13 protein-coding genes and 1 pseudogene are annotated in these 24794 nt (G+C 58.4%); 10 read left to right on the forward strand and 4 right to left on the reverse strand.

The features are described 5' to 3' along the window. Window positions 1-384 precede the first annotated feature (384 nt). The 4 genes from BMZ83_RS14915 to BMZ83_RS14930 are packed head-to-tail and all read left to right on the forward strand — an operon-like array spanning window position 385 to window position 6956. On the forward strand, window positions 385-3234 hold the full coding sequence (locus BMZ83_RS14915) for a transglutaminase TgpA family protein (RefSeq protein WP_074880468.1): 2850 nt from the start codon (window positions 385-387) through the stop codon (window positions 3232-3234). Then, window positions 3231-3896: a DUF7269 family protein gene (locus BMZ83_RS14920; protein ID WP_143077008.1), complete on the forward strand. Its 666-nt coding sequence runs from the start codon at window positions 3231-3233 to the stop codon at window positions 3894-3896. The genes BMZ83_RS14915 and BMZ83_RS14920 overlap by 4 nt, the downstream gene beginning before the upstream one ends. Beyond that, complete coding sequence (locus BMZ83_RS14925) at window positions 3889-5361, forward strand: DUF58 domain-containing protein (RefSeq protein WP_074880475.1); 1473 nt, start codon at window positions 3889-3891, stop codon at window positions 5359-5361. Before BMZ83_RS14920 ends, BMZ83_RS14925 begins: the two co-directional genes overlap by 8 nt. Beyond that, window positions 5361-6956 (forward strand): DUF7519 family protein, encoded by a 1596-nt coding sequence (locus BMZ83_RS14930; protein WP_074880478.1) that lies wholly within the window; start codon window positions 5361-5363, stop codon window positions 6954-6956. The genes BMZ83_RS14925 and BMZ83_RS14930 overlap by 1 nt, the downstream gene beginning before the upstream one ends. Here the strand turns inward: BMZ83_RS14930 and BMZ83_RS14935 are convergent. Beyond that, a complete protein-coding gene (locus BMZ83_RS14935) occupies window positions 6953-7906 on the reverse strand; it encodes an AAA family ATPase (protein WP_074880481.1) in 954 nt (317 codons plus the stop codon). The genes BMZ83_RS14930 and BMZ83_RS14935 overlap by 4 nt on opposite strands. Window positions 7907-7943: 37 nt before the next feature. Between BMZ83_RS14935 and BMZ83_RS14940 the strand changes: the two are divergent. Further along, a pseudogene (locus BMZ83_RS14940) lies at window positions 7944-8252 on the forward strand (IS5/IS1182 family transposase); the annotation flags it as partial. Between the two features lie 28 nt (window positions 8253-8280). On the opposite strand, the gene BMZ83_RS16130 reads toward BMZ83_RS14940, so the two are convergent. Together BMZ83_RS16130 and BMZ83_RS16135 are read right to left on the reverse strand one after the other, a co-directional pair. After that, on the reverse strand, window positions 8281-9297 hold the full coding sequence (locus BMZ83_RS16130; protein ID WP_079990218.1) for a CARDB domain-containing protein: 1017 nt from the start codon (window positions 9295-9297) through the stop codon (window positions 8281-8283). Further along, window positions 9290-11971, reverse strand: a complete 2682-nt coding sequence (locus BMZ83_RS16135) for a VWA domain-containing protein (RefSeq protein WP_143077010.1) — start codon at window positions 11969-11971, stop codon at window positions 9290-9292. Before BMZ83_RS16135 ends, BMZ83_RS16130 begins: the two co-directional genes overlap by 8 nt. Window positions 11972-12127: 156 nt before the next feature. On the opposite strand from BMZ83_RS16135, the gene BMZ83_RS14960 reads away from it, so the two are divergent. The 5 genes from BMZ83_RS14960 to BMZ83_RS14980 all read left to right on the forward strand — a co-directional run bounded on the left by BMZ83_RS14960 (window position 12128) and on the right by BMZ83_RS14980 (window position 23196). Next, window positions 12128-14599: a S8 family serine peptidase gene (locus BMZ83_RS14960; RefSeq protein ID WP_079990221.1), complete on the forward strand. Its 2472-nt coding sequence runs from the start codon at window positions 12128-12130 to the stop codon at window positions 14597-14599. Window positions 14600-14996: 397 nt separating this feature from the next. Further along, entirely contained in the window at window positions 14997-18974 is a 3978-nt protein-coding gene (locus tag BMZ83_RS14965; RefSeq protein WP_074880490.1) for a surface glycoprotein, read from the forward strand. Window positions 18975-19001: 27 nt separating this feature from the next. Continuing rightward, window positions 19002-21554, forward strand: coding sequence for a BGTF surface domain-containing protein (locus BMZ83_RS14970; protein WP_074880492.1), 2553 nt, complete (start codon window positions 19002-19004; stop codon window positions 21552-21554). Between the two features lie 230 nt (window positions 21555-21784). After that, entirely contained in the window at window positions 21785-22582 is a 798-nt protein-coding gene (locus tag BMZ83_RS16575) for a hypothetical protein (protein WP_143077011.1), read from the forward strand. A gap of 371 nt (window positions 22583-22953) precedes the next feature. Continuing rightward, a complete protein-coding gene (locus tag BMZ83_RS14980) occupies window positions 22954-23196 on the forward strand; it encodes a DUF7123 family protein (protein ID WP_074880499.1) in 243 nt (80 codons plus the stop codon). An 87-nt stretch (window positions 23197-23283) separates the two neighbouring features. On the opposite strand, the gene BMZ83_RS14985 is transcribed toward BMZ83_RS14980, so the two are convergent. Then, window positions 23284-24513: an RNA-guided endonuclease InsQ/TnpB family protein gene (locus tag BMZ83_RS14985; protein ID WP_074880502.1), complete on the reverse strand. Its 1230-nt coding sequence runs from the start codon at window positions 24511-24513 to the stop codon at window positions 23284-23286. Window positions 24514-24794 lie beyond the last annotated feature (281 nt).

Consider the following 24794-nt stretch of genomic DNA (forward strand, 5'->3'; position numbering starts at 1 on the left):
TGGGTTGGGATATTTACTGGTTTACGGCCTGTCGGCATGACAGGCCGATGGCGGGGCCACACCGCCGTTACTCCTATCCCGGCAGGGGACTCGGAGTTATCTGAGCCGAGACACCACAGCGGTTCGAGAGTGTGTCTCGAACGTTCTGGGCCTCGGAGTCCCGATATTGTGCATTTGAGTGGGCGGCGTGACCGCCTCGGTGTACGTCATGCTACGATACGTTGCCTGTTAAATATCCGCATTGATGGTGAATGTGGGTTGTGGAGGCGTTGTCGGATTCATGTCCGCCGTGAACGGCGGGATTCTCTCCTCGAAGAAAGATAGGCGTGGTTATCCCCATCGCATCATTCATGACCCCCGGGCTAAAGGTAGAGAACGAAACACGTGAGCGACGACAAGGGAGCCGTCGAACTCGGGGGCGACCGCCGATGGTGGCGCGTCCTGTTGACGTTGGTCTGTGTCGCTGCTGTCGTGCTCGCCAGCGTGGCGCTGCCGCTGTTCGTCGGCGGCGGTGGGGCACCGGCCGCGCAGTTCAACCTCGGACAGCCGCTGGGCGGCGAAGATGGCGGCGCCGCAAGTCAAGCGTCGGGTTCGCTTGGCGCGCTATCGGCGGTCAGCCAGATGAAGGCTGGAAGCAGCCAGGGCTCCACGGCGTCGAACCCCTATAGCAGCCTGAACCAGGAAGTCCACTTCGTCGTCAGGAGCGAGCAACCCAGCTACTGGCGGACCGGCTCGTTCGACCACTACACCGGGCAGGGCTGGGAGCGTACTGGCGACGCCCAGCCGTTCAACGGGACTACCCCTGTTGAGGGTGCCGCAGGGGAGCGGATCAGCTACGAGGTGACGCTCGCCAAGTCGGCGACGGCGCTCCCGACTGTCTGGCGACCGCGGTCACTCTCCCTCGAGAGCGATGCACTCCAGTTGGAGCCGGGGCGGTCGATCTCGAGTCAGGAACCAGTGCCGGCCGACACGACCTACGTCGGAGAGTCCGTAGCGCCGCCAGACGACCCCGGCCTGCTTCGCTCGGCCGGCGATGACTACCCCGACGAGGTGGCGTCGGCCTACACCGACCTTCCGGCTGGCAACGACACCCAGCAGGTCGCGGCGTTCACCACCGAACTAACCGCCGACGCGGAGACACCCTACGAGACGGCGACCCTGATCGAGTCGTGGCTGGAGTCGAACAAGGACTACTCGCTGAACGCGAGCCACGATCGCGAGAACGGCACGATCACCTCCCAGTTCGTGTTTGAGATGGATCGGGGCTACTGCGAGTACTTCGCCACCGCGATGACGACGATGCTGCGCTCACAGGATGTCCCCGCACGCTACGTCGTGGGCTACGCGACGGGCGAGCGGACCGGTCCCAATGAGTATACTGTCAGAGGCATGCACGCACACGCGTGGGTTGAAGTATACTTCCCCGAGATCGGCTGGGTCCGCTTCGACCCAACCCCGAGTTCGGCACGCCAGTCCGCCGAGAACGAGGCCCTTGAGTCGACGACTACTGAGACGACCACTGGCACAGGGACGGGCACGGGAACTGGCTTGGAAACTGAAACCGGGACTGGGACTGGAACCGGGACTGGGACTGGAACCGGGACTGGGACCACTACTGGAACGCCGACTGGAACGGGGACTTTGACCTCGACATCCACCGCGACGCCAACCCCCACACCGACCCCGACAGAGAGCCCCACGCCCACACCGACACCCACCGCGACGCCCACTGAGACCGAACCACCACTGAACGTGACGCTCAACAGGACCGCCGTCCCCGGTGCCACCGTCGAGGTGACCGTGCTGCGCGAGGGTGAGCCAGTTGTCGGCGCCGAGGTGCTGTTCAACGGTGACCCCGTCGGCCGGACCGACGACGAGGGAACCGTCGTCGCCGAGGTACCGTACACCGCACAGTTGAACGTGACAGTACGGACCAACACTGCGGGCATGCTGCCGCCCCCAGGTGACGCACCGCGAGCCGTCGACAGCTACGCGATCCAGACCAGTGAGAACACCACGTTCACACTCGACACCAACGCCTCCATCTCCTTCGTCGGCGAGGTGCGCAGCAACGCCCGGGTGACGCTGGTCGCGACCATCGACGACGTGCCTGTTCGTGACGCTAACGTGACGCTGAACGGCGAACAGATCGGCCGTACCGACGCCCAAGGACGCCTCGAGCTCCGACTCCCCAGCGATCCCGGGAAGTACGAGTACGCCGTCAGCCGCGGCAGCGTCGAAGGCTCCGAGACCGTCGCGATCCGCTCGCTCGATCTCAACTACAGTGTGGGCTGGCCCGCAACGATCCCGTTCGCGCCGGTAACGCTCAACGCCACCCTCGGTGACGAACCGGTACCCAACGCTACCGTCTCGATCGACGGTGAGGCCGTCGGGACTACTAGCATCGACGGTTCCGTAGTCGGACGGCTCCCTCCCACCGACTCGGTCACGCTCGCTGTGAGCGCATACGGTCAGCGCGCGTCGGTCAACATCAAGGGGCTGTTCAGCACGTTGGCACAGATCGTCGGGGGCGTGCTGGCCGGCGTCGGCGCGGTGTTCGGGATCGCGTACTACCGCGGGATCACCCCCCGGAGCTTGCTCGCACGGGCGGGGCGGAGTATCAGACGGGGCTACCAACTGATCCTAGTTGCGGTCGTCTCGCTGTCCGACGCGCTGAGTCGGGGCGTCGAAGCAGCGATTGCAGCGATCTCGAACGCGGCAGACCGACTCGTCGAACTCGCACAGGCGCTCCGGAGGCGCACCAAGACCCCAGGCGAGGTCGCACAGATCATCGTTGGCTCGCTCACTGCGTGGGCCACCGCAACTGTCGTAACGATCCAGTCACTCCCGGAACGGCTGCTTGCGTGGCTCCGAGACCTTCGGGCCGAGGAGTCGACGACGGGAGCCGTATCAAGCGTCGCCGACACGACTGAGACGGATCCCGAAACCGCGGCCGCCCGTGAGCGTATCCGCCAGGCGTGGCAGCGATTCCTCAGTATCCTCCCACTCCGGCAAGTACGCACCCTGACGCCGGGCGAAATTGCCCGATTCGCCGTGGAGGATGCGAACCTCCCTGCCGGCCCAGTCAAGCGTCTGCGAGACGCCTACCGGGAAGTCGCCTACGACGGGGCCGATCCCACCACTCGACAGGGGGTCGCCGAGGAGGCCGTGGAGTCGATCGACACCGACCAGGCGGCAGCCGACACCGAGGAATCCGGGGGTGACGCCGCGTGAGCGTACTCGGCCTGGTTCGGCGCGGGCTACTCACACTCGCTTTGCTGACCCTGCTCGGCGCCGCGGCCGCGCTGCTGCTTGCGCCCGAACTGCTCGCTCCGGCCGAGGACGCGCTGACACCCATCTACGACCTGATTGGGGAGTACGACACCGACCAGCTACTGAATACGGCGGTCGGCGTCATCGCCGTCATGGCACTGGTCGTCGTCGCGATCCGTAAACTCTCGGGCGCAAGCGGCGAGGCAGTCCCAGTTCTCGTCGACGACGACGAGCGACTCCCAGAGTCCGTTAGCGTCGACCCGGCGACCGTCACGGGCTACGCTGCTGACGAGGCGCTCGACGGCGTCGAGTCGCTTGATGACGCCCGCGAGTACCGCAACGATCTTCGGGAGACCGCGGTCGCCGCACTCCAGACCGCAGGTGAAAGCCCCGAGGCGGCCCACCGCAGAATCGAGCAGGGTGCATGGACCGACGACGATCTCGCGGCAGGGTTCCTGGGCGACGCCGTCCCGGTACCACTGCTGGCTCGGCTGCGCGGGTGGCTCGACGAGGGTACCGAAGGACGGCGACGCCTCGTTCGCAGCATCGACGCCGTCGCCACGCTCGCAACCGCCCCCGACGCCGCCACGCGAACACCGATCGAGGAGGAGATAGATGAGTGACGCAACGCAGCGACCACGCGACGAACAGGACACGACCGACCAGCCGACCCCGTCTCAGTCCGGCGACGATGCGACACCGAACGAGACCGGAGCAGCGGAATCGACCGGCTCTACGCTAACGCTCCTGCGCCGCGTGCGCCGCATCGGCCCCTGGAGCGTCTGGCTCGTCGGCGGCTTCTTCCTGCTCGGCCTGGGACTGTTCTACGCCAAAGCGAGGCTGGTCGCCGGCGCCGCGATCCCGTTCGTCTACGTTGGGTACGCCGCGCTATCGACGCTGCCTCGGGGCCTCTCGATCGACGTGGAGCGCAACGTCGACGACCGGCGGGTAACTCCCGGAGACCCCGTCGAGGTGACGGTATCGGTCACCAACACCGGTGACTCGGTGTTGACGGACCTCCGAATCGTCGACGGCGTTCCTGAGGAGTTGGCCGTCACTGACGGCTCCCCCCGGGCATCGCTGGCGTTACGACCCGGCTCCACCGGTTCGTTCTCTTACACCGTGATCGCCAAGCGCGGGGACTTCGCGTTTGACGACGCGCGGCTGGTCGCACGCTCGCTGCTGGGCACTGACACTGCGACGCTTTCGGCGACTGTCGGCGGCGCCGACGCCGTCAACTGCACCGATCCGGCGGCGCTCGACGGGCTGGATCAGGCGACGAAGCTCCGGACCGGCGTGACCCAGAGCGACCAGGGTGGCGAAGGGCTGGAGTTCCACTCTACCCGGGAGTACCGTCCGGGCGACGCCCAGAACCGGGTGAATTGGCGGCAGTACGCAAAAACCGGCGACCTGGTGACCACGGAGTTCAGACAGGAGCGCGCGGCCCGGGAGATCGTGCTGCTCGACGTGCGCTCCGAGACTCGGCGCTCCTCGGCAGCGACCCATCCGACTGGCGCGGAGTACGCCGCCTACGCCGCTGAGGCGGCGGTCGAGCGCTACCGCGGGCTGGGCCACCGCGTCTCACTGGCGGTGCTCGGTGTTGATGCCGCCGACGTCGAGATGCCGGTCCGGGAGGCCGGCAACGCGCTCTGGGTCGAGAATGCTGGCACCGAAACGGGCCAGCACGCCGCCGACGTAGTGTTCTCGGCCGCCGCCGACGTGGCCGCCCGCCGCACCGCGGCCAACACTGCGCTCACCTCGCTCGCCGAGAACGGGTCCGAGCCGAACCACCGCGAGGTCTCGAGATTGGTCGCACAGTTCCCCGAGCGCGCGGAGCTACTGATCGTCTCGCCGCTAGTCGACCGGGCACCGCTGTCGTACGCCAAGCGTGCCGCCGTTGTCGGCAACGCGCCGACGCTGCTCTCGCCAGATCCGACCGGCGAGACAAGCGCTGGCGGCCGCCTCCACGGCGCTCGCCGGGAGGTTCGGCTCCGGGAGGCCCGCGGCGTCTGCGAGCGCGTGATCGACTGGCCCGCCGAGCGCTCGCTCTCGGCGGTCGCCGCGGCAGTCAATGGGGGTGGCCGGTGATGGCAGCCGAGACCAACGACGAGGAGGCTGTGATAACGGTGTCCGAGACGAACTGGCGGCCGCCGCGCGCTGGCTCGGCGCTCGCGGTAGCGATCGTCGCCGTCGTATGCTGGCTGCTGGCGGAGGCACTGGGTGTGCTGGACTCGCTGGCGGTCGCTACGGTCGGCGGCACCGGCATCGCAGCGGTCGTCTGGCTGGCCGGCCGGGAACGCTTCGCTGCCCTCGGCACGCTACTAGGCGTCGCCGTCGCCCCGCTGGCCGGCAGCCTGCTTCTCGCGGGGCTGGGCTACACGCTGATCGCCCAGTTGGCCGGCTTCGCACCACAGGGAACCGCGTTCGTCGGAATGAGCGTCGTACTCGCGGGATTCGGTGCGGCGTCGATCCCGAATGACTCCGTCAATCACGACGGCGTGAGTACGGCCACGTGGAGCGCTCTGCTGAGCGCGGTGGGGCTGCTCACGGTGACGGGCGCGCTGATCGGGAACACCGCCCGGCGCAAGGAGGAGATGGAGCCGTTCGCCGACCTCCCGCTGCCCGAGACGATGCCAGAACTGATCCCCGAGGCGACGGCGGTGCCACCGCTCGGGAGCTTTCTACTGATCGCCTCGCTAGCGTTACTCGCGCTGCGGGCCGCGTTGGCGGCGCTCCCGGCCGCGGAACTGCTCGACGACCGCGCCGGCGACAACGATGCCGCGATCAGGTGGTTCGAACAGCTCCAGTCGGCGCTGGGGCGCGCCACCATCGGCGTCATAGTCGGGATCCCACTCGTTGGCGCGCGCATCCTGCTCGGACCGGCATACGTCGAGCTCTGGGCGTCGCTCCCGCCGACCGTAGTCAGTCTGCTCGACGGCCTCGCACGTGCACCGTTCCTGCGCTGGCTGGCAACGAGACTGCTGGTCGGCGGTGTCATCGTCGTTATGCTGGTGCGCCTGATCCGGCGGCTCCACCGCGTCGGCGTCCGGAAGCATCTCGGGAAGATCGCGATCGTCGCCGGCACCGCGCTCGCGTTCGCCGCCGGCTGGATGGGCCACGACTTGATCCTGAACACGCTGACGGGGCGTCTGGAGACTGCGCTCCCCGGCTCGGTCGCCGAGGTGGTGCTCCAGCAGATCGACAGCGTGATCGAGTACTACACTGGTGAGGTCGTCGCACTGGGACTCGTCGCGCTTGGCGGCGTGACCGCCGGATTATCGCTGGCGATGCTCCGCCTGGGGATGCTGTTCCAAGTAGTGCCGGGCCGTCACAGCGGTCACGCGCTCGCGAGCGCCGGACTACTCGCGGCCGGCGGGTTCGGGGCCGCACTTGGTGCACCGCTGCTGGAGTCGCTCGGCGCGCTGGTCGGCGCCGTCGTCGTCTGGGACCTCGGCCGCTTTGGCGTCAGTCTCGGCCGGGACGTGGGGCGTCGGGCGCCGTCGCTCCCGGTGCAGTTCGTGCGCGTGCTCACTGCCACACTGATCGGTGCGGTCACCGCCGCGTTCGGGCTTGCAGCCGTCTCGATGACGCCGGTGTCCATCGCCACCGAGTCGGCGGCCGCGGTCGCGCTGTTCGCCGCGGTCGGCGTGGCGTTCCTCGCAAGTCTGGTGCTCGCCCGCTAGGCTTCCATCGCGGGCACGGGTATCTGCCCCTTCACGTCTTCCAGCACGTCAGCGGCGTCGACACCTTCGATCTCGGCCTCCGCAGTCAGCACGAGGCGGTGGGGGAACACATCGTCGACGATGCGCTTTACGTCGTCTGGCACGAGGTACTCACGGCCTTGCAGCGTCGCGTAGGCACGGCTCGCCTCGAACAGGTGCTGGATCCCGCGGGGTGAGACGCCGACGGAGACGTTGCGGTGCTCGCGGGTCGCCCGCCCGAGTTTGATGAGGTACTCCCGGACGTTCTGCTCGGCGGTAACTGTTTCCGGCACTGCCTGTAGATCACGAACCGTTGCCTCGTCGGCGACCGCCGAAACGCTGGGCACAGAGTCGGTGCGGGCCGCACGGCGGTCGATTAGCTTCATCTCGCCGTCGAAGTCGGGGTAGCCCATCGACGTCTTCACGATGAAGCGGTCGCGCTGGGCCTCCGGCAGGCCGAACGTCCCCTCCTGCTCGACGGGGTTCTGCGTCGCAATGACGATAAAGGGGTCTGGAAGCTGATGGGTTTCGCCGTCGACGGATACCTGTCCCTCACCCATCGCCTCCAGCAGCGCGGCCTGTGTTTTTGGGGGTGCACGGTTGATCTCGTCGGCCAGCACCACGTTCGCGAAGATCGGCCCCTCCGCGAACTGAAAAGTCCCCGAACTTTCGTCGAACACGTTGGATCCGGTGATGTCAGCCGGCAGGAGGTCTGGGGTGAACTGGATCCGAGTAAACGAGAGGTTCAGTGCACCAGCGAGACTACGGGCGGCAAGCGTCTTTCCCGTGCCGGGAACGTCCTCAAGCAGGACGTGACCGCCGGCCAGCACGCCGGTCATTACCGTTTCGAGGAACGCGCGGTCGGTCACCACCGCTGCGCTCAGTTCGTCGATCACGTCGCTGGCTCGACCGGCTGCCGCTTCAGGATCCATTTGGGAGTAGGTATAGGGCATCCGATATGACGTTAATGGTGGGGGCTTCGCCGACTACGCCGTCGTTTCGCTCCACGGTCTCCAGATTTACCTAATGAAATCCTACTGTGAGGCGCTTGATCTTCTGAGTGAAATGCCGCATATTTTGGCCGAGATCGGCCTTGAGGCGGGCGATCTCTCGTATCATTCGACGCTAGTAAAGGCGTTTGATAGGTTAGAGATGAAGACCTGGCGAGTCCTGCTGCGCCTTTCGGCGCAGCTGCACGACACCGCTGATCACGCCGCGATGGACGCGACGTTCTTCGACCGTGAAACCGCCAGCAAGCACTACTGCCGCCGGGCGAACCGGTCTGCTGTATCGGGTATCCTGTGCGTTAAACTTCGGAGGATGTCACAGGTTCTTCGGTCAAATATGATCGAATAATTCCATTTAGATATCTGCTCTGTAAGTCGTCTTGTAGATAAGATCGGATAGCATCGTTCAGTCCAGATTCTGTGACTACCCCGTCATTATTAACATATGGTTGATACTCTTCGGGGATGGTTATCTCACTTGTTGCTGTGATTGTTTCTGTCAGAGATGCAAATGACTCTGCACTATCGACTGATATCGTGATCGCGTGTGAACCTGCTGATTCTGGTGTGATAGTAAAGGATTTTGAAATACTGTCGTTTGCGGAAAGATCTGGAAGTATTATTCGAGAAGTATCTATTTTGACGGATTCGGGCGGTTCAACTGAAACAGTAATATCTGTAGCAAAGTCATCGCCGACGTTCGTAACTGTAACAGTTAGAGGGACTGACTCAGCTGTTTTAATTTGACTGCTTTCTACTGATACCTGTGAGAGTTTCAAGGTTGGTGGTAGCGAAACAGTCGATGCTAACTGGGTGGCCGACTCGGTCACGTCGGCAAATTCGTCTTCTTTGTCTTGGGTGCGGGAAATAACGTCAATAACTTCGCTGGAACTATCGGCCTGAACTGCTAACGTGCTACTCTCGCTGGCTGTGGTATTTTCTAATTGGTTGTCTAGAAACGTAGAAACGACAGATAGCAACTCAGTGCGCTGAACCCGAGTTCTATTTGCTTCCCGTAGATACGAGGTCAGTTCTTGGACAGTGTCGAACGAAGAGTTTTGGCTAGTTCGTGCAGCATTGATTTGTGCTGATAGCTCTTTCTCGTTATTTCTTTCAGTTTGATACTTTTTCATGATTTCTTGGAATATAGTTTCTGCATCTTCGTATCGTTCCTGATCAATTGCTGCAGCTATCTGTTCTAACAGAGTATTTAAATCTGTCTCAGCGAGCTGTTCATAAGCCTCTTTAATCCGATCAAGATCTTGCTCCTCCACCGCCTGCCGCATAGCCGCTGCTTGATCTGGCTGATCAGACATTGGGGAATGTCACCTCCTCTCCGTTAATAGCAGTTCTTGTTATTTCTCCTTGCATTAGTTTGATATATGCCATCAACGAATATCCTACTACTGTGCTACCAGCACTCGTTAATACATCTAGGAACAGCCCAACTACAGCATTCCCAAGAGCAGTCGCGGAATCAATTATTTGCCAGATGACCTCTTGATCACCAGTTAGTGCGTCTTCAATATTGTCCCATAGATTGAGTTCGCCTGAGACAGTCTCAAGAAATTCCATAAGATCTGCTGCATCCTTTATTGTTGAATCCAGGTTGTTTTCTGTTCGCTCGAGTTCTTGGATTATTTTTTCTGTATCCCCTTGTAGTCCCTCAGCAGCTAGTTTATCTGGTTGAAAAGCATTATCGACGTCATTGAGAGTTCCATAGATTGAGTAGCCGTTTCCAAGTAACGTCGGATATCCGCCTACAGAACCAACAGTATTGAAGATTCCCTGTATCGTATCTATCTCAATAGCGGTTCGAATACCGTCTTGGACTAGATCGATAATTTCGTCAGCAATCTCTGTGAGTTCCTGTTGAATAGCCTCTCCACCAGATATTTCACCGTTTGACACTTTCGTAAATAGATCGGTTGTCTTTTCTTTACATTGTCGTGTCGCTTCCTGAGCAAGACCTGGCCCATCGTTATCTTCGCCAGCTGCAAGCATATCATTTATTGTGTCTGTTGCAATATCTGTAAGGAACCCGGCAGCGACAGTGGCTGCTCCTCCAGCGAGCACTCCCAATCCAGATGGGATCATAGCAATAGCAACGGCAGCACCCATAATGTTAACAGCTGTTTTCAGCGTATTGACTGCAGTATTTTCGGAGATATTGATAAATCTCGAGCTATTTTTTGCTTGTGCTGGACCGATTCGTTGGATAGTTCGTAATGAAACATCTTCAACTGCTTGCAGTCGTTGAATCGCGTCCACTCGTGTGGATTCTGAAATCTGACCCTGATCTGCCGCTTGGTCAAGTGCAGTAATAGTGGACGCTGTCCATTCTTTATCACCATCTAACTTCGTGTTAAGATAACCCTCCATTGCAGAATGGGAGGACTGTTGGTCAATCAGTTGAGCAGTCTGGAGCTTCCGGGACTTATATGATTTCTCGATCTCAACCTGTTCTTTGATTTCGATATCGCTTACTTGGATTGAGATATTATCTGTTCCTGCGTCTCCAGCCTCTGTATCCCATTCAAGCGTTAGGGTAAGCGACTCTTCGCGACCAATCTGAATAGGCTCTATATCGACAGTACTCCCGCTAAAGTCTTGTAACGCTACACTCCTGTTTTCTTTGTCAAATCGAGTGTTTTTCAGTTCGACCTCGGCTTCTAACACCTCCCCTTCTGTAATTGGTGCATTTGTGTTGACATTGACGACACTGACTGGTTCATCCGCGACAGCGATCGATTTCACCTCGACGTCTCTTGCGCCACAGGTCTTCTCAACAGCTAGGGCGATGTTGTACTGCCCTGGTTCTGTATATGTGTGTGTGGCTGTTTCCCCATACGAGTTGACCGACCCGTCGTTATTGAAGTCCCACTCGTACTCCACGAGTTGGCCACCGTTCGGTTGGCTAGCTGAGCCGTCAAATGAGACCTCCTGCCCTTCGACGACTGCGTCTGGAGAGAACGTGAAACTAGCTGTCGGTAGAGGGGCGCACGGTTCTTCAAATGTTTCTGTATCGTACCCTGATAGGCCGTTGTATGCGGTCTCAAGCCGCACTTTTCGCTCTGCCCCATCAGTCGTGTCGTCGTTCGTCACATACGTAATTTCGTATTCGTTCGCAATGCTCTCGGCTATCTTTGTATAGATTTCAGTAAGATCGGATCCATCCGCAGCCTCATAAAATCCTCCGCCCGTTTCAGTAGCTAACTGTTCAAGATTGTTATAATTGATAGTATTCCCGAGTCCGATTGTGTAGACTGGGACACCCTCTTGCTTTGCGATGTTGACTGCTTCTGATAATGAGCTTGAACTCGCATTATCCTGTCCGTCAGCTAGCACTACAACAGCTGAACGACCAATCTGTTCTTGATCCGTTCGGGGTCCTGCTTCGTTTACTCCCTCTCTAACTGCATCGAACAGTGCCGTATTTCCTGCAGGGCTAATACTGTCAATTGTATCAGTAAGTCCAGACTGAGAGCTTGTCCATCGTTGTCGGATTTCTGTTGATTCATTGAAGGCGAGTACGAGCCCTTCGTCACCTGAATTGAATTGTTGAACAAACTCTTTCCCGCCTTCAATCGCAGTCTCCATCCGACTGCCGGTACTCATACTCCTACTTTTGTCAATTACTATAGCTGTACTAATATTGTTTGCTTCATCTGAATCCGGCGACGATAACGTCTCAATTGCTTGATCGGAACTTGACCCCAAGCGTGTTTCTATCAGATTGAAATCACTTTTGGAAAGGTTAGATAATGTGTCCCCGTTACTATCGTATACACTTGCAAAAACGGTAACCTCCGGGAACTCTGGACGATTTATCTGGCGGATATTAACATCCAGTCCGCTTGCGCCACTTACCTGTCCTACAAACCCAGTAATTCCAAACCCGGCCCCAGTTGTGCGTAATATATCACGTCTGCCTATTGGGAGCGTTTGATCATTTTTATTGTTCGCTCCACTGGTATGGCCGTCTGACATGAGTGATTGGATATCCTGGATTGCCTTATAATCTTGGTTAGTATTGCATTTCTATCAATTTAACTGTTTTAAGATCAACGATGTACTGCGTGGTACTGGCCCGTGTACTTTGAAATCGACCATTAACTTAACATCGTTCGCCTCTAACTCGCCCCCATGCTTCTCAACCGATCTCTTCTACTTTCTGTTTTCCTTATCGGTTTACTCGTATTCTCTCTCGTTGCCTCACCTGTTGTTGGGGCGAGTTTCGCTTCCAATTTCTCCCAATCTCCCCATACTGACTCCGATGTCGAGATCTCTGTCTCTTCGGATTCAGGAGAGACTCTTGATCTCCTCATTTACCTAGAGGATCTTCCCTCTTCAACGAATATAACGACGCGAAAACATCAAGCAGCTCACGCTCAATCAGCGCTTCTTAAATTCGCTAATCACACTCAGGGGTTGACGGTCAAAAATCGATTCTGGATTTCTAATGCTGTTCTCGTTACTGTTGATACTGAGCGAGTGTCTCTCGAGTCGATATCTCATGTTGAAGGAGTCGAACGAATTCAAAGCAATGTTGAGGTCACAGCAAATAATGTAAGCGCTTTTTCTGACACAAATTCGTCATCCTCTTCGTCTGTCGTGTCTCCCGTTACTGAATCATCTGTTGCGTCGTCTTCGTCGGTAACTTCGAATAACACAACTTATGGGCTGTCTCTCATTGGGGCGCCAACTGTTTGGGAGACGTATGATACCCAGGGCGACGGAATTCGGGTTGCGGTGCTTGATTCTGGTGTTGATGTCTCCCATCCGGCTCTTTCGTTGTATTCCTCCGATCCGGATGATCCAACATATCCGGGTGGTTGGGCTGAGTTCGATGAGAATGGCACTCAAGTAACCGGTTCCCGGCCGTCTGATGCGTTCGGGCATGGAACCCACGTTAGTGGGACTGTCGCTGGTGGTTCAGCTAATGGGACCCATATTGGTGTCGCCCCTAATGTGTCGCTTATGCACGGTCAGATACTCGGTCCAGATGGTACGGGAACTCTAGCTCAAGCTCTCGCAGGGATCGAATGGGCTGTTGAGAATGATGCTGACGTGATTGGGATGAGTGTCGGTGTTGAAACCTATGAGAGTGAGTTTATTGACCCGATTCGGGTGGCTCGTGAGCATGGAACGGTTGTTGTTGCTTCAATTGGGAATTATGGGGCTGGATCGAGTGAGTCCCCTGGTAACGTTTATGATGTCTATAGTGTTGGCGCAGTTGACGCAAATGCTTCCGTTGCGGAATTCAGTAGCGGTGAATCGATTAACACGACGACTGCGTGGGGAACAACTGCACCGCCTGAGTGGCCTGCCTCGTATGTGGTTCCTTCGGTAACTGCACCCGGGGTAAATGTCGTCAGTATTGGCTCGGATGGGTCTCTGACGTCGCGTTCGGGGACGAGCATGGCCGTTCCACACGTTGTTGGCGCGATGGCGTTGTTGCAGGCAGCGACGCCGGTGGATCATTCCCCGAGTAATTTAACCGAGGCACTCACGGAGACGGCACGGAAACCGGATTCGTGGCCGGTGGCTGATGGGAAGCGAGATACTCGATACGGTGCTGGCATTATTGATATTCCGGCAGCGATCACGTACCTTACTGAACCATCAGCGACTCCTGAGTTCGAGGTTCGGTCGACAGCCTTGAATACTACGTCCGTTCTTGAGGGGGATCGAGTGGCGGTAACGGCAGAGATTGAAAATACAGGAACGTCGGAAGGAACCTATACTGCTGGGCTTCGTGTAAATGGGACGGTTGTTGCGACCGACTCCGTTCGTGTGCCGGCCAATGAGACGGCTTCACTCACAATGACTCACCGGTTTGACCAGCGCGGTGACTACCAGCTTGCGGTTAACGACACGCTCGTCGGTACGCTACGTGTTGATCGTCCGGCACAGGTTTCGGTTCGGAATGTGTCGTTAACCTCTGATCGGATCTCGGCTAACGAGTCTGCGAATGTCTCAGTTACCCTGGAAAATACGGGGGATCGGAGTGGGAGTCAATCGGTCGCACTTCTCGCGAATGAGACTGTTGTTTCGACACGAACGGTTGATGTCCCGCCGCGGGACACGGTTCAGACGACGCTCAGTTCCCGTTTTAGTGATGTGGGTCACTATATATTGGCTGTAAATAACGTCACTGCAGGCGAGCTCACGGTTACTCGACCCGCGAATCTGACGCTGACAGAGGCAACGCTTGAAACAACGAGAGTTTCGCCGGATCAGTCAGTCAATGTGTCCGTTACAGTCTCAAATACTGGAGGGACCACTGGGATGTACACTGCCGATCTTGAGTGGGGAGACATTACGCTTACAACAACTCAGCTTTCTGTCCCGGCGGGAGCAACTAACAGCACGATCTTACAGATATCTTTCGCGCGCGATGGCACGTATGACCTGGCTGTCAACGGCGTGAATGTTGGTGAAGTTACCGTTACGGATACTGCTGCATGGGCGACGCCATACGTGACTGCAGATGGCCGCGTGGATGCAAGTGGTCTGAATACCGCGATCAAGGACTATCTTCAGGGAGAGCTTTCGGCACCGCGACTGAACACTGTTATCCGAGCATACCTGTCGGGACAACCAGTTCTTGAGTGACCTTTCTCCCCGTTCACCCAGTTACTCAATCTCCCTTCTTCAAGGGGTCGCTGACGGCGGTACGTAGCAAGGGGGTAGTTCATTAACTGGGTGTGAATGTGGTGTGAGGATTCACTTATATGAAAAATGAGATCGCGTGTGTGGTGCTAATCTTGTATTGACCGGATGTCGTCGGGTTGTTTCTGGCTCGCTCTGGGGGGTATGGAACACAAAGCATTTAATTCGGGAGGTGAGATGTATAGATACCCCTACCCCCTCCCCGACTGGTGGAGTGAAGTAGCGCTTCCGGCGTGAACCAGAAACCAGCAACATACACGACGCAAATGAACACATCACTTCCGAACGGCAGGGGTATCGTATGTTAAGCACCCTCCGCAATGAATAATAACTACAACACATGACAGGTAATTCCACACCCCATGAGAAGGCAAGGGCGATCATCCTTGCCGCCCTCATGGTGATGTCGGTATTCGGCATGACTGTCGCCTTCGCCGGAAGTGCGGCGGCGGCAGTCAATACTGCCGGGACTCCTGGTGACATCGCTGTCGGCCAAGACAGCGTCAGTCAGGAGTTCACAATCGAAGTAGGTAGTGTAGGTAATGATAACACGATTAATGTTAGCGCTGATGACCTAGCTAACAACGCTAACATTAGTGATGCCCAGGCCACTGTCACCGCTAATACCAGTGGCTCCGCGTCCGTTACAGAGTTCGATAAGGACGCAAACAACATCACAATCAATGTAGAGTCCGTAGATGGCGACACCGTGAACTTCGATCTGAATGTGTCCTCGATCGACACGTCAGACTCGACCACGGCCACCGGACTGACGTATACGGTTACCGACGTTGCCAACAGCGACTCGATGGAGACCGATACCTTCGATCTTGTTGGCGCTGACAGCGTAACCGCGAATGATGTTGATGTGAGCACTGGCGACGAGACTGCATACATCAACGTCAGTCATACGGACGGTGCGGACGCTGAGTTCGCTGTCTACGACGGTAGTAACGAGGTCATCCACCAAGGTTCGGATTCTGTCACCGGTAGTGATACCGGAACAGGATACACGAACTACACTGTTGACCTATCGAATTCGAATGGGAATGCGTTCGAACTCGGTAGCTATGACGTGTACGCAGCCGCGGATAACGCAAGTGCCGACTTCGGGGCTGTCACGGACGAGAACTACCAGGCAAGCACGTCCTTCACCCTGAACGGGCTGAACGCCAACTCGATCACGGGTGCTGACGGCACGCCCGTTATCGTGGCCGCGAACGACACCGAGGTCACCTACGAACTGACCCTCGAAAACACTGGTAACGAGACAGTCGAGCAGAACGTCTCGCTTGTCGCGTCCAATGCGAACGGGTCGATTGACTTCACTCAGACGCCGGGTACCCTGACCGATTCGGTGGATGAGGATAACTTCACTGTAGTGGCGTTCGAGGAGAACGTCTCCGTTGGTGCCGGTAACACGACGAATGTTACCCTGACGGTCAACACGGCTGACCTGCCGGGTGCCAGCGATAACGTTAACGACTACGAGATCGCCGGCTACACGTCCGGCAGTCCCTACAGTGCTTCTACGACCGACCTCAAGGTCGGGTCGAGCACTCAGGGTAGTGTCACCATCCAGGTCCTGGATGGGGACAGTAACCGCCAGGAGAACGTCTCCGTTGAACTCTGGCTGCAGAGCGACTACGACGACGAAGCACTCGTTCTCGAGACCAAGGAGACCAACGAAAACGGTGAAGTGACCTTCACCGGCCTGACTGTTGGCTCTGACAACAACAACCAGGTTCGGTACACCGCACGCGCGGGTGCCGACACGAGTGAGTTCCAGTCCAGTACTACGACGCTGAGTCTGTACGAGACGACTCAGACGTCCGATTCGAGTTCGCTAACGCTGACTCGGAACGTGGACGCGGACAAGCTGTCGATTGATGATGTCGACCCCAGCTCCACTGTGGATGTTGGTAGTACGGTCGACATTTCGACCCTGGTCCAGACGCTGGACGAAGAACCCGTAGGCGACCTGTCGGCCTTCGAGGACGGCACGGTCGAGATCACGAACATTTCCTCTGACGGTCCCGCGATTATCGAGGGGCTGGAGGAGGGTGATACCGTCACTTCTGACGCTGACGGTATCGCTGAGTTCACGGGTCTCACGACGGCCGAGACCTTCGATGAGCTTGACAAAGACACTGAGGTCACTATCGAGTTCCAGGCGTCCCCGGCAGGTGACTCACCCGCTGAGGACGTGACGGCGACCACGACGGTGACGTTCGAGGCCGAGCCGCCGTCCGGTAGTGGCGCAATCAGTGGTGACGTCTACGAGTACGAGTCTGACACGCAGCTCAGTGCGAGCGACAACACTGAGGGCGTGAGTGTCCACGCGGTGACGATGGACCGTCTGGAAGCGAACAGCCAGACTGTTGAGAACGCGAACACGTCTGCGTCCGTTCGCGTTGTCGACAACGAAACCGGTGAAGTCCTGAACGTTGAGACCGACTACCTGTTCACGAACGGCGTGCTCGAGGCTGACGACACGAAGCTCAGCCAGAACACGTCGATCATCGGGACCGGCTTCAACGCTGAGGATACGGACGGTGACGGGAACGTGAACTTCTCGGTCCACGTCCTGGAAGCCGGTGACTACACCGTTCAGGTGTCTGACAACGGCTCGTTCGAAGCGCCGAGTGAGTACACCTTCACGGCTAGCAACAACCTCACGTACGAGGCAACCGACGACCGGTACGCCAATGTCCCGGCCGATCACACGGCCCAGACTGACAGCGACGGTGAGTTCCGCCTGACCGCGCTGTACACGAACGGCTCGACCGGCGTCGACTACGCTGTGATTGCGGGCGACCAGAACCCCACGCTTGGCTTCGCCAACGCTCAGGGGTACCAGGTCGTGAACGTCCAGCAGAACGCTGACTCGCAGCCGGCTGACGTGTCTCTCGACGTCCAGCAGGTGGACGTCGACGCTGACACGGTGAACATCACCAACGTCGGCACGCTCCCATCCGCGGAGGACATTGGCAGTGGTGACATCGCTGAGTTCGATGACGTCAGCGACGACACCCGTCAGGAGATCCCGCGTGACGGTGAAACGGTCGACGTGATCAATGTGGAAACCTCGGCTGAGGGACAGCCGATTGGCGGTGAAGTCACCGTCTCCGTCGATAACGCGAACTTCGACGGCGAGTTCCTCAACGAGACGGCCGGTGGCACTGTTGTGAGCCACAGCGCTGACAGCATCACCATCGACACGAGCGCAAGCTCCAGTAACTTCACTGACAACGAAGCGCAGGTCTACCTGCGAACCGACGACGCGAGTCTCGGCGATGACGTCAACGTGACGGTCAACGCCACGATGCCGAACGCCGTCGGTGAGGACCACACGGACAAGCAGTTCACTGGTGTCCTCGACCAGGAATACCAGAGCGGTAGCATCACCGGTGTTGTCTCCGACGATGACGACAACCGTGTTGATGCCACCATCTTCGTCAGTGAACTCTCTGACGAGGAAGCTGATGTCTCGGTGGTCTTCGAAGCAGACAGCGACGACCTCAACAACTTCACGGCGACGGTCTACGACGACGCTACCCCGGCGAACGGGGACGTTGTCGAGACTGTCTCCCTGACGGACTCTGACATGCGGAACTTCGAGTTCCAGGGCTTCGACTCGGACATCTCCCTGGCCGAAGGTGAGGAGAGCTTCGAACTTCTCGCCGACCGCGCATCCGACCGGACGACGCTGAGTCCGGTTCCGGCTGTTGCGAATGACCCCGGCGTCTCCCTCGCTCTGACCGGTGTTTCCGAGACCGGTGCGACGGGCACGTCGGTGTCGACTGCTGTCGAAGTCAACCGCACCAGCACCGGTAGTATCGTCATTGACGAGGCTACCGATGCGAACTTCCAGGTCAGCGACCTGACACCTGAGAACTACACGGCTGCGCACAACGAGACCTTCACTGTCAGCGCGACGGTGGAGAACAACGGTGACCTCTCCGGAGAGAAGGACGTCGAACTCCGTCTCGACGGAGACACCGTGACTACCGAGTCGGTTGCCCTTGACGCGGGTGCAAGTAGCACCGTTGAGTTCGAGGTTAACGCGAGTGAACTCGCTGCTGGCGAGTACAACCACTCCGTGTGGACCGAGGACAGCGAGGCTACTGGCGACCTGACGATCGAGGAAGAACCGGCTGACAGCGAGTGGTACGCCGAGTACACCAACGACAGCGGTGTTGTTGGAGACAGCGGCGTTAACTCCGCTGTGTCGGATTACCTGGGAGGCGACCTTGGGGACACCGAGCTGAACCAGCTCCTCAATTCGTACCTCTCGGGGGACCCGGTTGATGAATAAGCACACAAACACAAGAGACAACCAACAATGACAGGAGATAACCAAACGAAGGCACGCGGGATCGCTCTCGCTGCCCTCATGATCATGTCCGTGTTCGTCGCCGGTATCGGTTTCACCGGCGCGGTAGCGGCAGATGGTCATATCACTGCAGACAGAAGTATCGACTCTGTCGAACTCGCCCCTGGCGAGTCGACAACTGTAGACATCACGGTTGAACGCAATGAAAGCGGTGGCATTCAGATCGTCGACGACTTCGACGATTCCCTCGATGTCGAAATCATCGACGGGCTAGGCAGCCTTGATAACGTTGCCAACGGCGAAGTCACGTTCAACAGCCCCACCGGAGCGGACGCCGATCTCACAGTGACCTACGAGGTCACTGTCCCGGAGGATGCTGCGGCTGGCACTGAGTACACCTTCGACGGCTTCGTCCAGACTGATTCGCAGTACGACATCAGTGGGGACAGCACGATTACTGTCGTCGAAAGCGGCGACACGCCGACGGCGACGCCGGAGCCGACCCCGACGCCGGAGCCGCCGGCAGACGACACGCCTGAGGAGACCTCTAACGGTGCGATCGTCTTCTCCGGTCAGGACGTCGTCTTCGACACGGCGGGCGACGCTGGCTCGGACCAGTACGTCCTCCGCAGTGGCTCGCCTGATGACTCCAACACGGCCGAGCGAACCCTGAGCGTTCAGGAGAACGGCCTGATCGTCATCGACACGGGCGGCCTCGACACGGGTAGCTACTACATCACGAACGACGGGGCGGATTCCGCTGACCTCTCCTTCGATGTCATTGATCAGGATTTCTCCGCGTCGTTCGGTGCTGACGAAGTGGGCAACATCGGTGCAGCTGGCGACACGACGATTAACTTCGGGTCCGACAACCGCGGTTCGGACTTCGACGTTGTCGTGACGTCTGACGACCTTGACGACGATGAGGTCGCCGACATTTTCGGCGTTGAGGACACTGACGTCGACGGTGACGGCGCAGCTGCGGGTGACGGTGTTGTTGTCGAGAACGTCGGCGATGGCACCGAGTACGGTGTCAGCCTCGCTGACGTTGATGCTGGCAACTACACGTTCGACTTCGCTGTTGCTGATACGGACGCGTCGGCTTCGGCCGACATCGAGGTCAGTGACACCAGCGAAGGTGCCGCTTCCTTCGAGCACAGCGGATCGCTGAACGTCCCGCAGGGGAACGTCGCTGAGATCACGGTTGATCTCACCGGTGCTGCCTCGAGTGGGACGCTCGTCATCGGTGACGAGCAGCAGGACGGGTACCAAGCGAACGTATCCTTCACTGACGGTGACGACGATGGGCAGGTGACGGTCCTGTTCAACACGTACCTCGCGGGCAACGCTGACGCGGACGACAGTGCGATCGTCAGCGCTGCTGGTGAGGACGACAGTGCGACTCTGACCGGTGAGTCGGAGCTGAGCGCGATCGCAGCGCAGGGTGACTACACGCTCGCTGTGAGTACGTCTGGCTCCGCAGCCGATGTGATCGACAGCCCGCAGGAGCTGAGCACGCTGTTCATCGGCGACCGTTCGACTGACGGGATGACCATGTGGACGGCACCCGGTAACGCCGCACTCGACGCGAACGATGACGGTGCGGTCACTGCCGACGACGTGTCGACGCTCGTCGACGATGGTGTTGTCACGGAAGACAGCACCATCACGATGGGCGACTACGCCATCCACGAGATCTCTGCGACGGGTCTTGAGGGGGTTATCGACGCCGACGGTGGCTTTGCGGATGCCATCGAGTCGGGAAGCCTCACTCTGACCGTCGAGCAGACGAACCAGATTCAGAACCAGGACCCGAAGACGCTGAACGTCACGAATTCGCTCAACGCGATTGACGTGATCAACGGGGACGGCACCTACTACGTCCTCGTCGATCTCGAAAACGCCGACTTCGAGCGGAACGGGGACGATGTGGACCTCGCGGACGGTGACGAGTTCGACGCAACCTTCACGGTTGCTGACGACCGTCTCCTCGGCTCTACGAGCGCCGATGATCACCAGTCCGTGAGCACGACCTTCACGGTCGAGTCCATGTCGACCATGTTCGACAGCGAGCCTGTTCAGGTGGCTGCCGCTGATGGCCAGACGGTTACGGGCCAGACGAACCTGGCACCTGGTACGGAGCTCACTGTCCGCGTGCGCTCGCAGGACACCCAGCCGGGCTTCTACGACACGCAGACCGTGACTGTTGGTGCAGACGGCACCTTCACTGCGACGTTCGACTTCAGCGAACAGTCTACCGGTGACAAGTTCACCGCGAGTGTCCGTGCTACCGGTAGCACTATCGCTCAGGCTGACGGTGAGGTCGTCGAACAGGTCGGTACGGCAACCGCGACGCCGGAGCCGACTGAGACGGCCACGGCAACGCCGGAGCCGACTGAGACGGCAACGCCGGAGCCGACGGCAACTGACGCTCCGGAGACGGACGAGCCGACTGAGACGCCTGAGGACGACACCACCACGACGACGACGCCCGGCTTCGGCGTCGCTGTCGCGCTGGTCGCACTCCTCGCCGCGGCGCTGCTGGCCGGTCGACGAGAGTAACTGACTCTCGCGACTCCCAGTAACTAACTACCGGCTTCGTGCCGGTCTTCCGGTTTCACTTCTTTCGAACGCTACACCGGATAGCGACGGCTGTTCTCTGTTTTGCCGACTGTGGAGGCGGACTCCCACGATAGGGTTGGCCAGAACGGGAGTCCACCGACAAGCCTCGCCCTTTAGGGCGGGTGACGAATAAGATTCATGAGTATACTCCCTCGAACTACTATCGATAAATGGTCCCACTACTAACCCCACCTGAACTCGCTAATACATATGACCCACAGAAGCACGCCACTGGGGCAGAATTACTGAACGAATATCGAGACGCGATGGCGTGGCTTGAAGAACACCCCGATACAGGCCCAACCAAAGCAGCAGAAGAACTGGACTTACCCTACGGACGGATATATAATTGGATGAAGGGAAGTAAACCCGACCTAGTGAAGACGTGCGATGCCGCGTCGGAACTGGATTGGTTTGATGCGTCCATCCAGTCGCCCCTCGGAGGTGCATTCATCAACTTAGTTGCAGCTGTCCTGAGTGGCGGTACAATTGCTGAACGGGATTTTGCCCCGTCATTTATCCCTGAACCGGAAATTGAAGACGATGTGATCTCCGCTATTGAGACTCTTGGATTATCCCCGAGACAGATTCAACGGGAAGAGCGGGTCTCTGAAATCCGGCTCGAATCTCAGCATGCCCTCCTTGGTCGTGCGCTTGTCGCCCTTGGGTGCCCGACCGGGCCGAAAAACGAAACTGCATCTGTCGATCTTCCGGAGTATCTCACAGACGCAACTGATAGTCAACGACGCGACTTTGTCCGCATATACATCATCAACCGAGGGAGTCTCCACGGTGATGGGCTCGCAATAATGGAACAACGGACGACGAGCTATCGACGTGACCTTGCAGACTTATTCAGGTCCGTGATTGACGGTACGGTAACTGTTACTGAACGACGGATCTATCTCCCACAGGAGACTGTCTCCGGCCTGTATTTCGAGTACCCGAGGAACCCCCAAGATACGTGATGGTTTGTGGGCTGTCTCAGCATTTCGAGGTGGAGCCCCCAACCTCAAGGAGCGAACGGAGTGAGCAAGTAGGTCGGGGAGGAAACCGACATGGTACGACACAACCGCCACACTGCGACCGACTCCCGGGTATATAAGGACCGTTGGGTTCTCTCTGAAGTTATGGACGTGCGTCGAACCGCCGTCGTAAAACTCGCTGTTTCCGACGAGCAACGCGACGCACTCCACCGAACCGCCGAGCAATTCGAGAACGTGTTGTGCGCGGTAAGTCGAACTCAGGGCTCGCGGAGCGTCCCCACTGGTTTCCAAACGGATATATTCATGTGTTCTTCCGTAATCCTGATTGCTTCGAGTCGCATTCACTCTGGCAAATGAGCTCAACTGATTCTACACCGACTGAAAAACGAGTGCTTGAGTACATAGAGGGCCAACTCTGTGCTGGGGAAACATTTGCTAAGAGTCGGCATGTTGCGGGAAAACTCGGTATTTCAGCAAAAAAGGTTGGCGCAGTAATGGGTTCAATCGAAGATCTGGAGTCCGATCTTCAAGTGAAGAAATGGGGTGGGTCCTCCGACGGAACAACATGGTACATCAAACGAGTTAATCAAGAGTGAATATCCCTCCGTGCGGTACGGGAATAATGTCACTCAAGGTCAACCGCCTCGGGGTCAAGCCCCGAGGCTTGTCAGTGGACTCCCGCTCTAACCGAGTAACTCGGTAGGCGTGAAAGTGCCATTCGCGTTCAGCGTCCCTGACTTCAGGGCCAGTTGACTGGTGGCCCGTCCAGCACCAGACTTGAGCCAGTGCTGGACAAGACGCCACCCAATATTTCGGGCAGCATTATAGTCGGCGTGGAGTTCCTTTCCACACTTCAGGCACTCGAACTCGTCACCATCACGGTTGTCCTCGTGCGTGAAGCCGCACTCGCCGTGACTGCACCGCTGGGACGTGTAGGCAGGGGCAACATCGTCCACGTCAATACCGTACTCTTCGGCTTTGTATTCGACGTGGCGTTGGAGTTCGCGGAACGCCCACTGCTGGAACTTCGAGGCGTTGGAGATACGCTCACGAGTGTGTTTCAGGTTCTCGAACGCAATCGCCGTACAATCGTTCTCCACGGCCTCCTGCACAATCGCTTTCGACACGCGGTGGAGGTAGTCCGCGCTCCACCGAGCGAACCGTGAGCCGATGCTCTTGATGGTGAGGTGTGCGGAACGAGTCCCTGTCTGTTGGAGGTTGCCGCGCCGACGCTCATACTCGTCGCGGCGGTGATTGAGGTAGTCTGCATTACCGAGGAACGCTCCTGTGCTGGTGACGGCGAGGTAGCCGTCCACGTTCAAATCGACGCCGAGAACCACTCCGTTCTCGGTCGAATCGTCGCTAGAATCAGCGGGTTCGACTTGTTTCTCGACTGCGACGTGGAGATAGTATGCTCCGTCCCGTTTGTGGAGCGTGGCTTCCTTGCGTTCCCAGTCGTCCGTCCAATACTCCGCGAAGGGTGTCCCCGCGTCGTCTTCGGGTGTGACGAACTCGGCGGTCACGCGGTCGCCCACGGTTGCGAGCGTTACGTGGTCGTCGTGATAGGTGATGGTGCGACCGTTGTACACGACAACTGAGCCTCGGAACTCGGGCTTGCTGGCTTTCTTGCCGTCGTCGAGGATTCGGTCTTTGCAGTTGCCGAGTGCGTCGGCGGCGAGGTTGCGGGCGGATTGGACGAGACTGGCTTGCAGACTGGTCTGCTCCCGAACCTCCGTGTAAGTTTGGTCGTGGAGCGTGTTTTTGATGTCCTCGATTTCTGTGGGGTCGTCGCTCCATCCAACGTCAGCGACGTGTTGGGCCGCCTGTTGGAATTGCTCGAACGTTGCATCGAGAACGCTGTGTGCATCCTCGGGAACGTCGAGCTTTATCTGGATGTTGCGGACGACCTCCATACTTCATTAGTACTGTTGAAGATACTTGAAAGTATTTGTTCAAAGTGGGGGAGTCGGCCTTGCCATCGCGTGTGGATTGTGTCATCGAGTGTCGGCTTCCTCCCCGACCTCAAGGGTCGGGGTATCCGCCTCGCAATCTCTATGAAAACACGCTGTTCAAGAATCCATTTTGAATGGATCAGATAGCATTCCTCGAGAAACACGGCGCCGAAGATCCGCGCGGCTGGTAGAACGCGGCGTCTCTGTAGATCTTCGTTTCTCATTGCTGCCTTTCGAATTTC

It is taken from the genome of Halolamina pelagica, from assembly GCF_900115675.1.
Taxonomy (GTDB): domain Archaea; phylum Halobacteriota; class Halobacteria; order Halobacteriales; family Haloferacaceae; genus Halolamina; species Halolamina pelagica.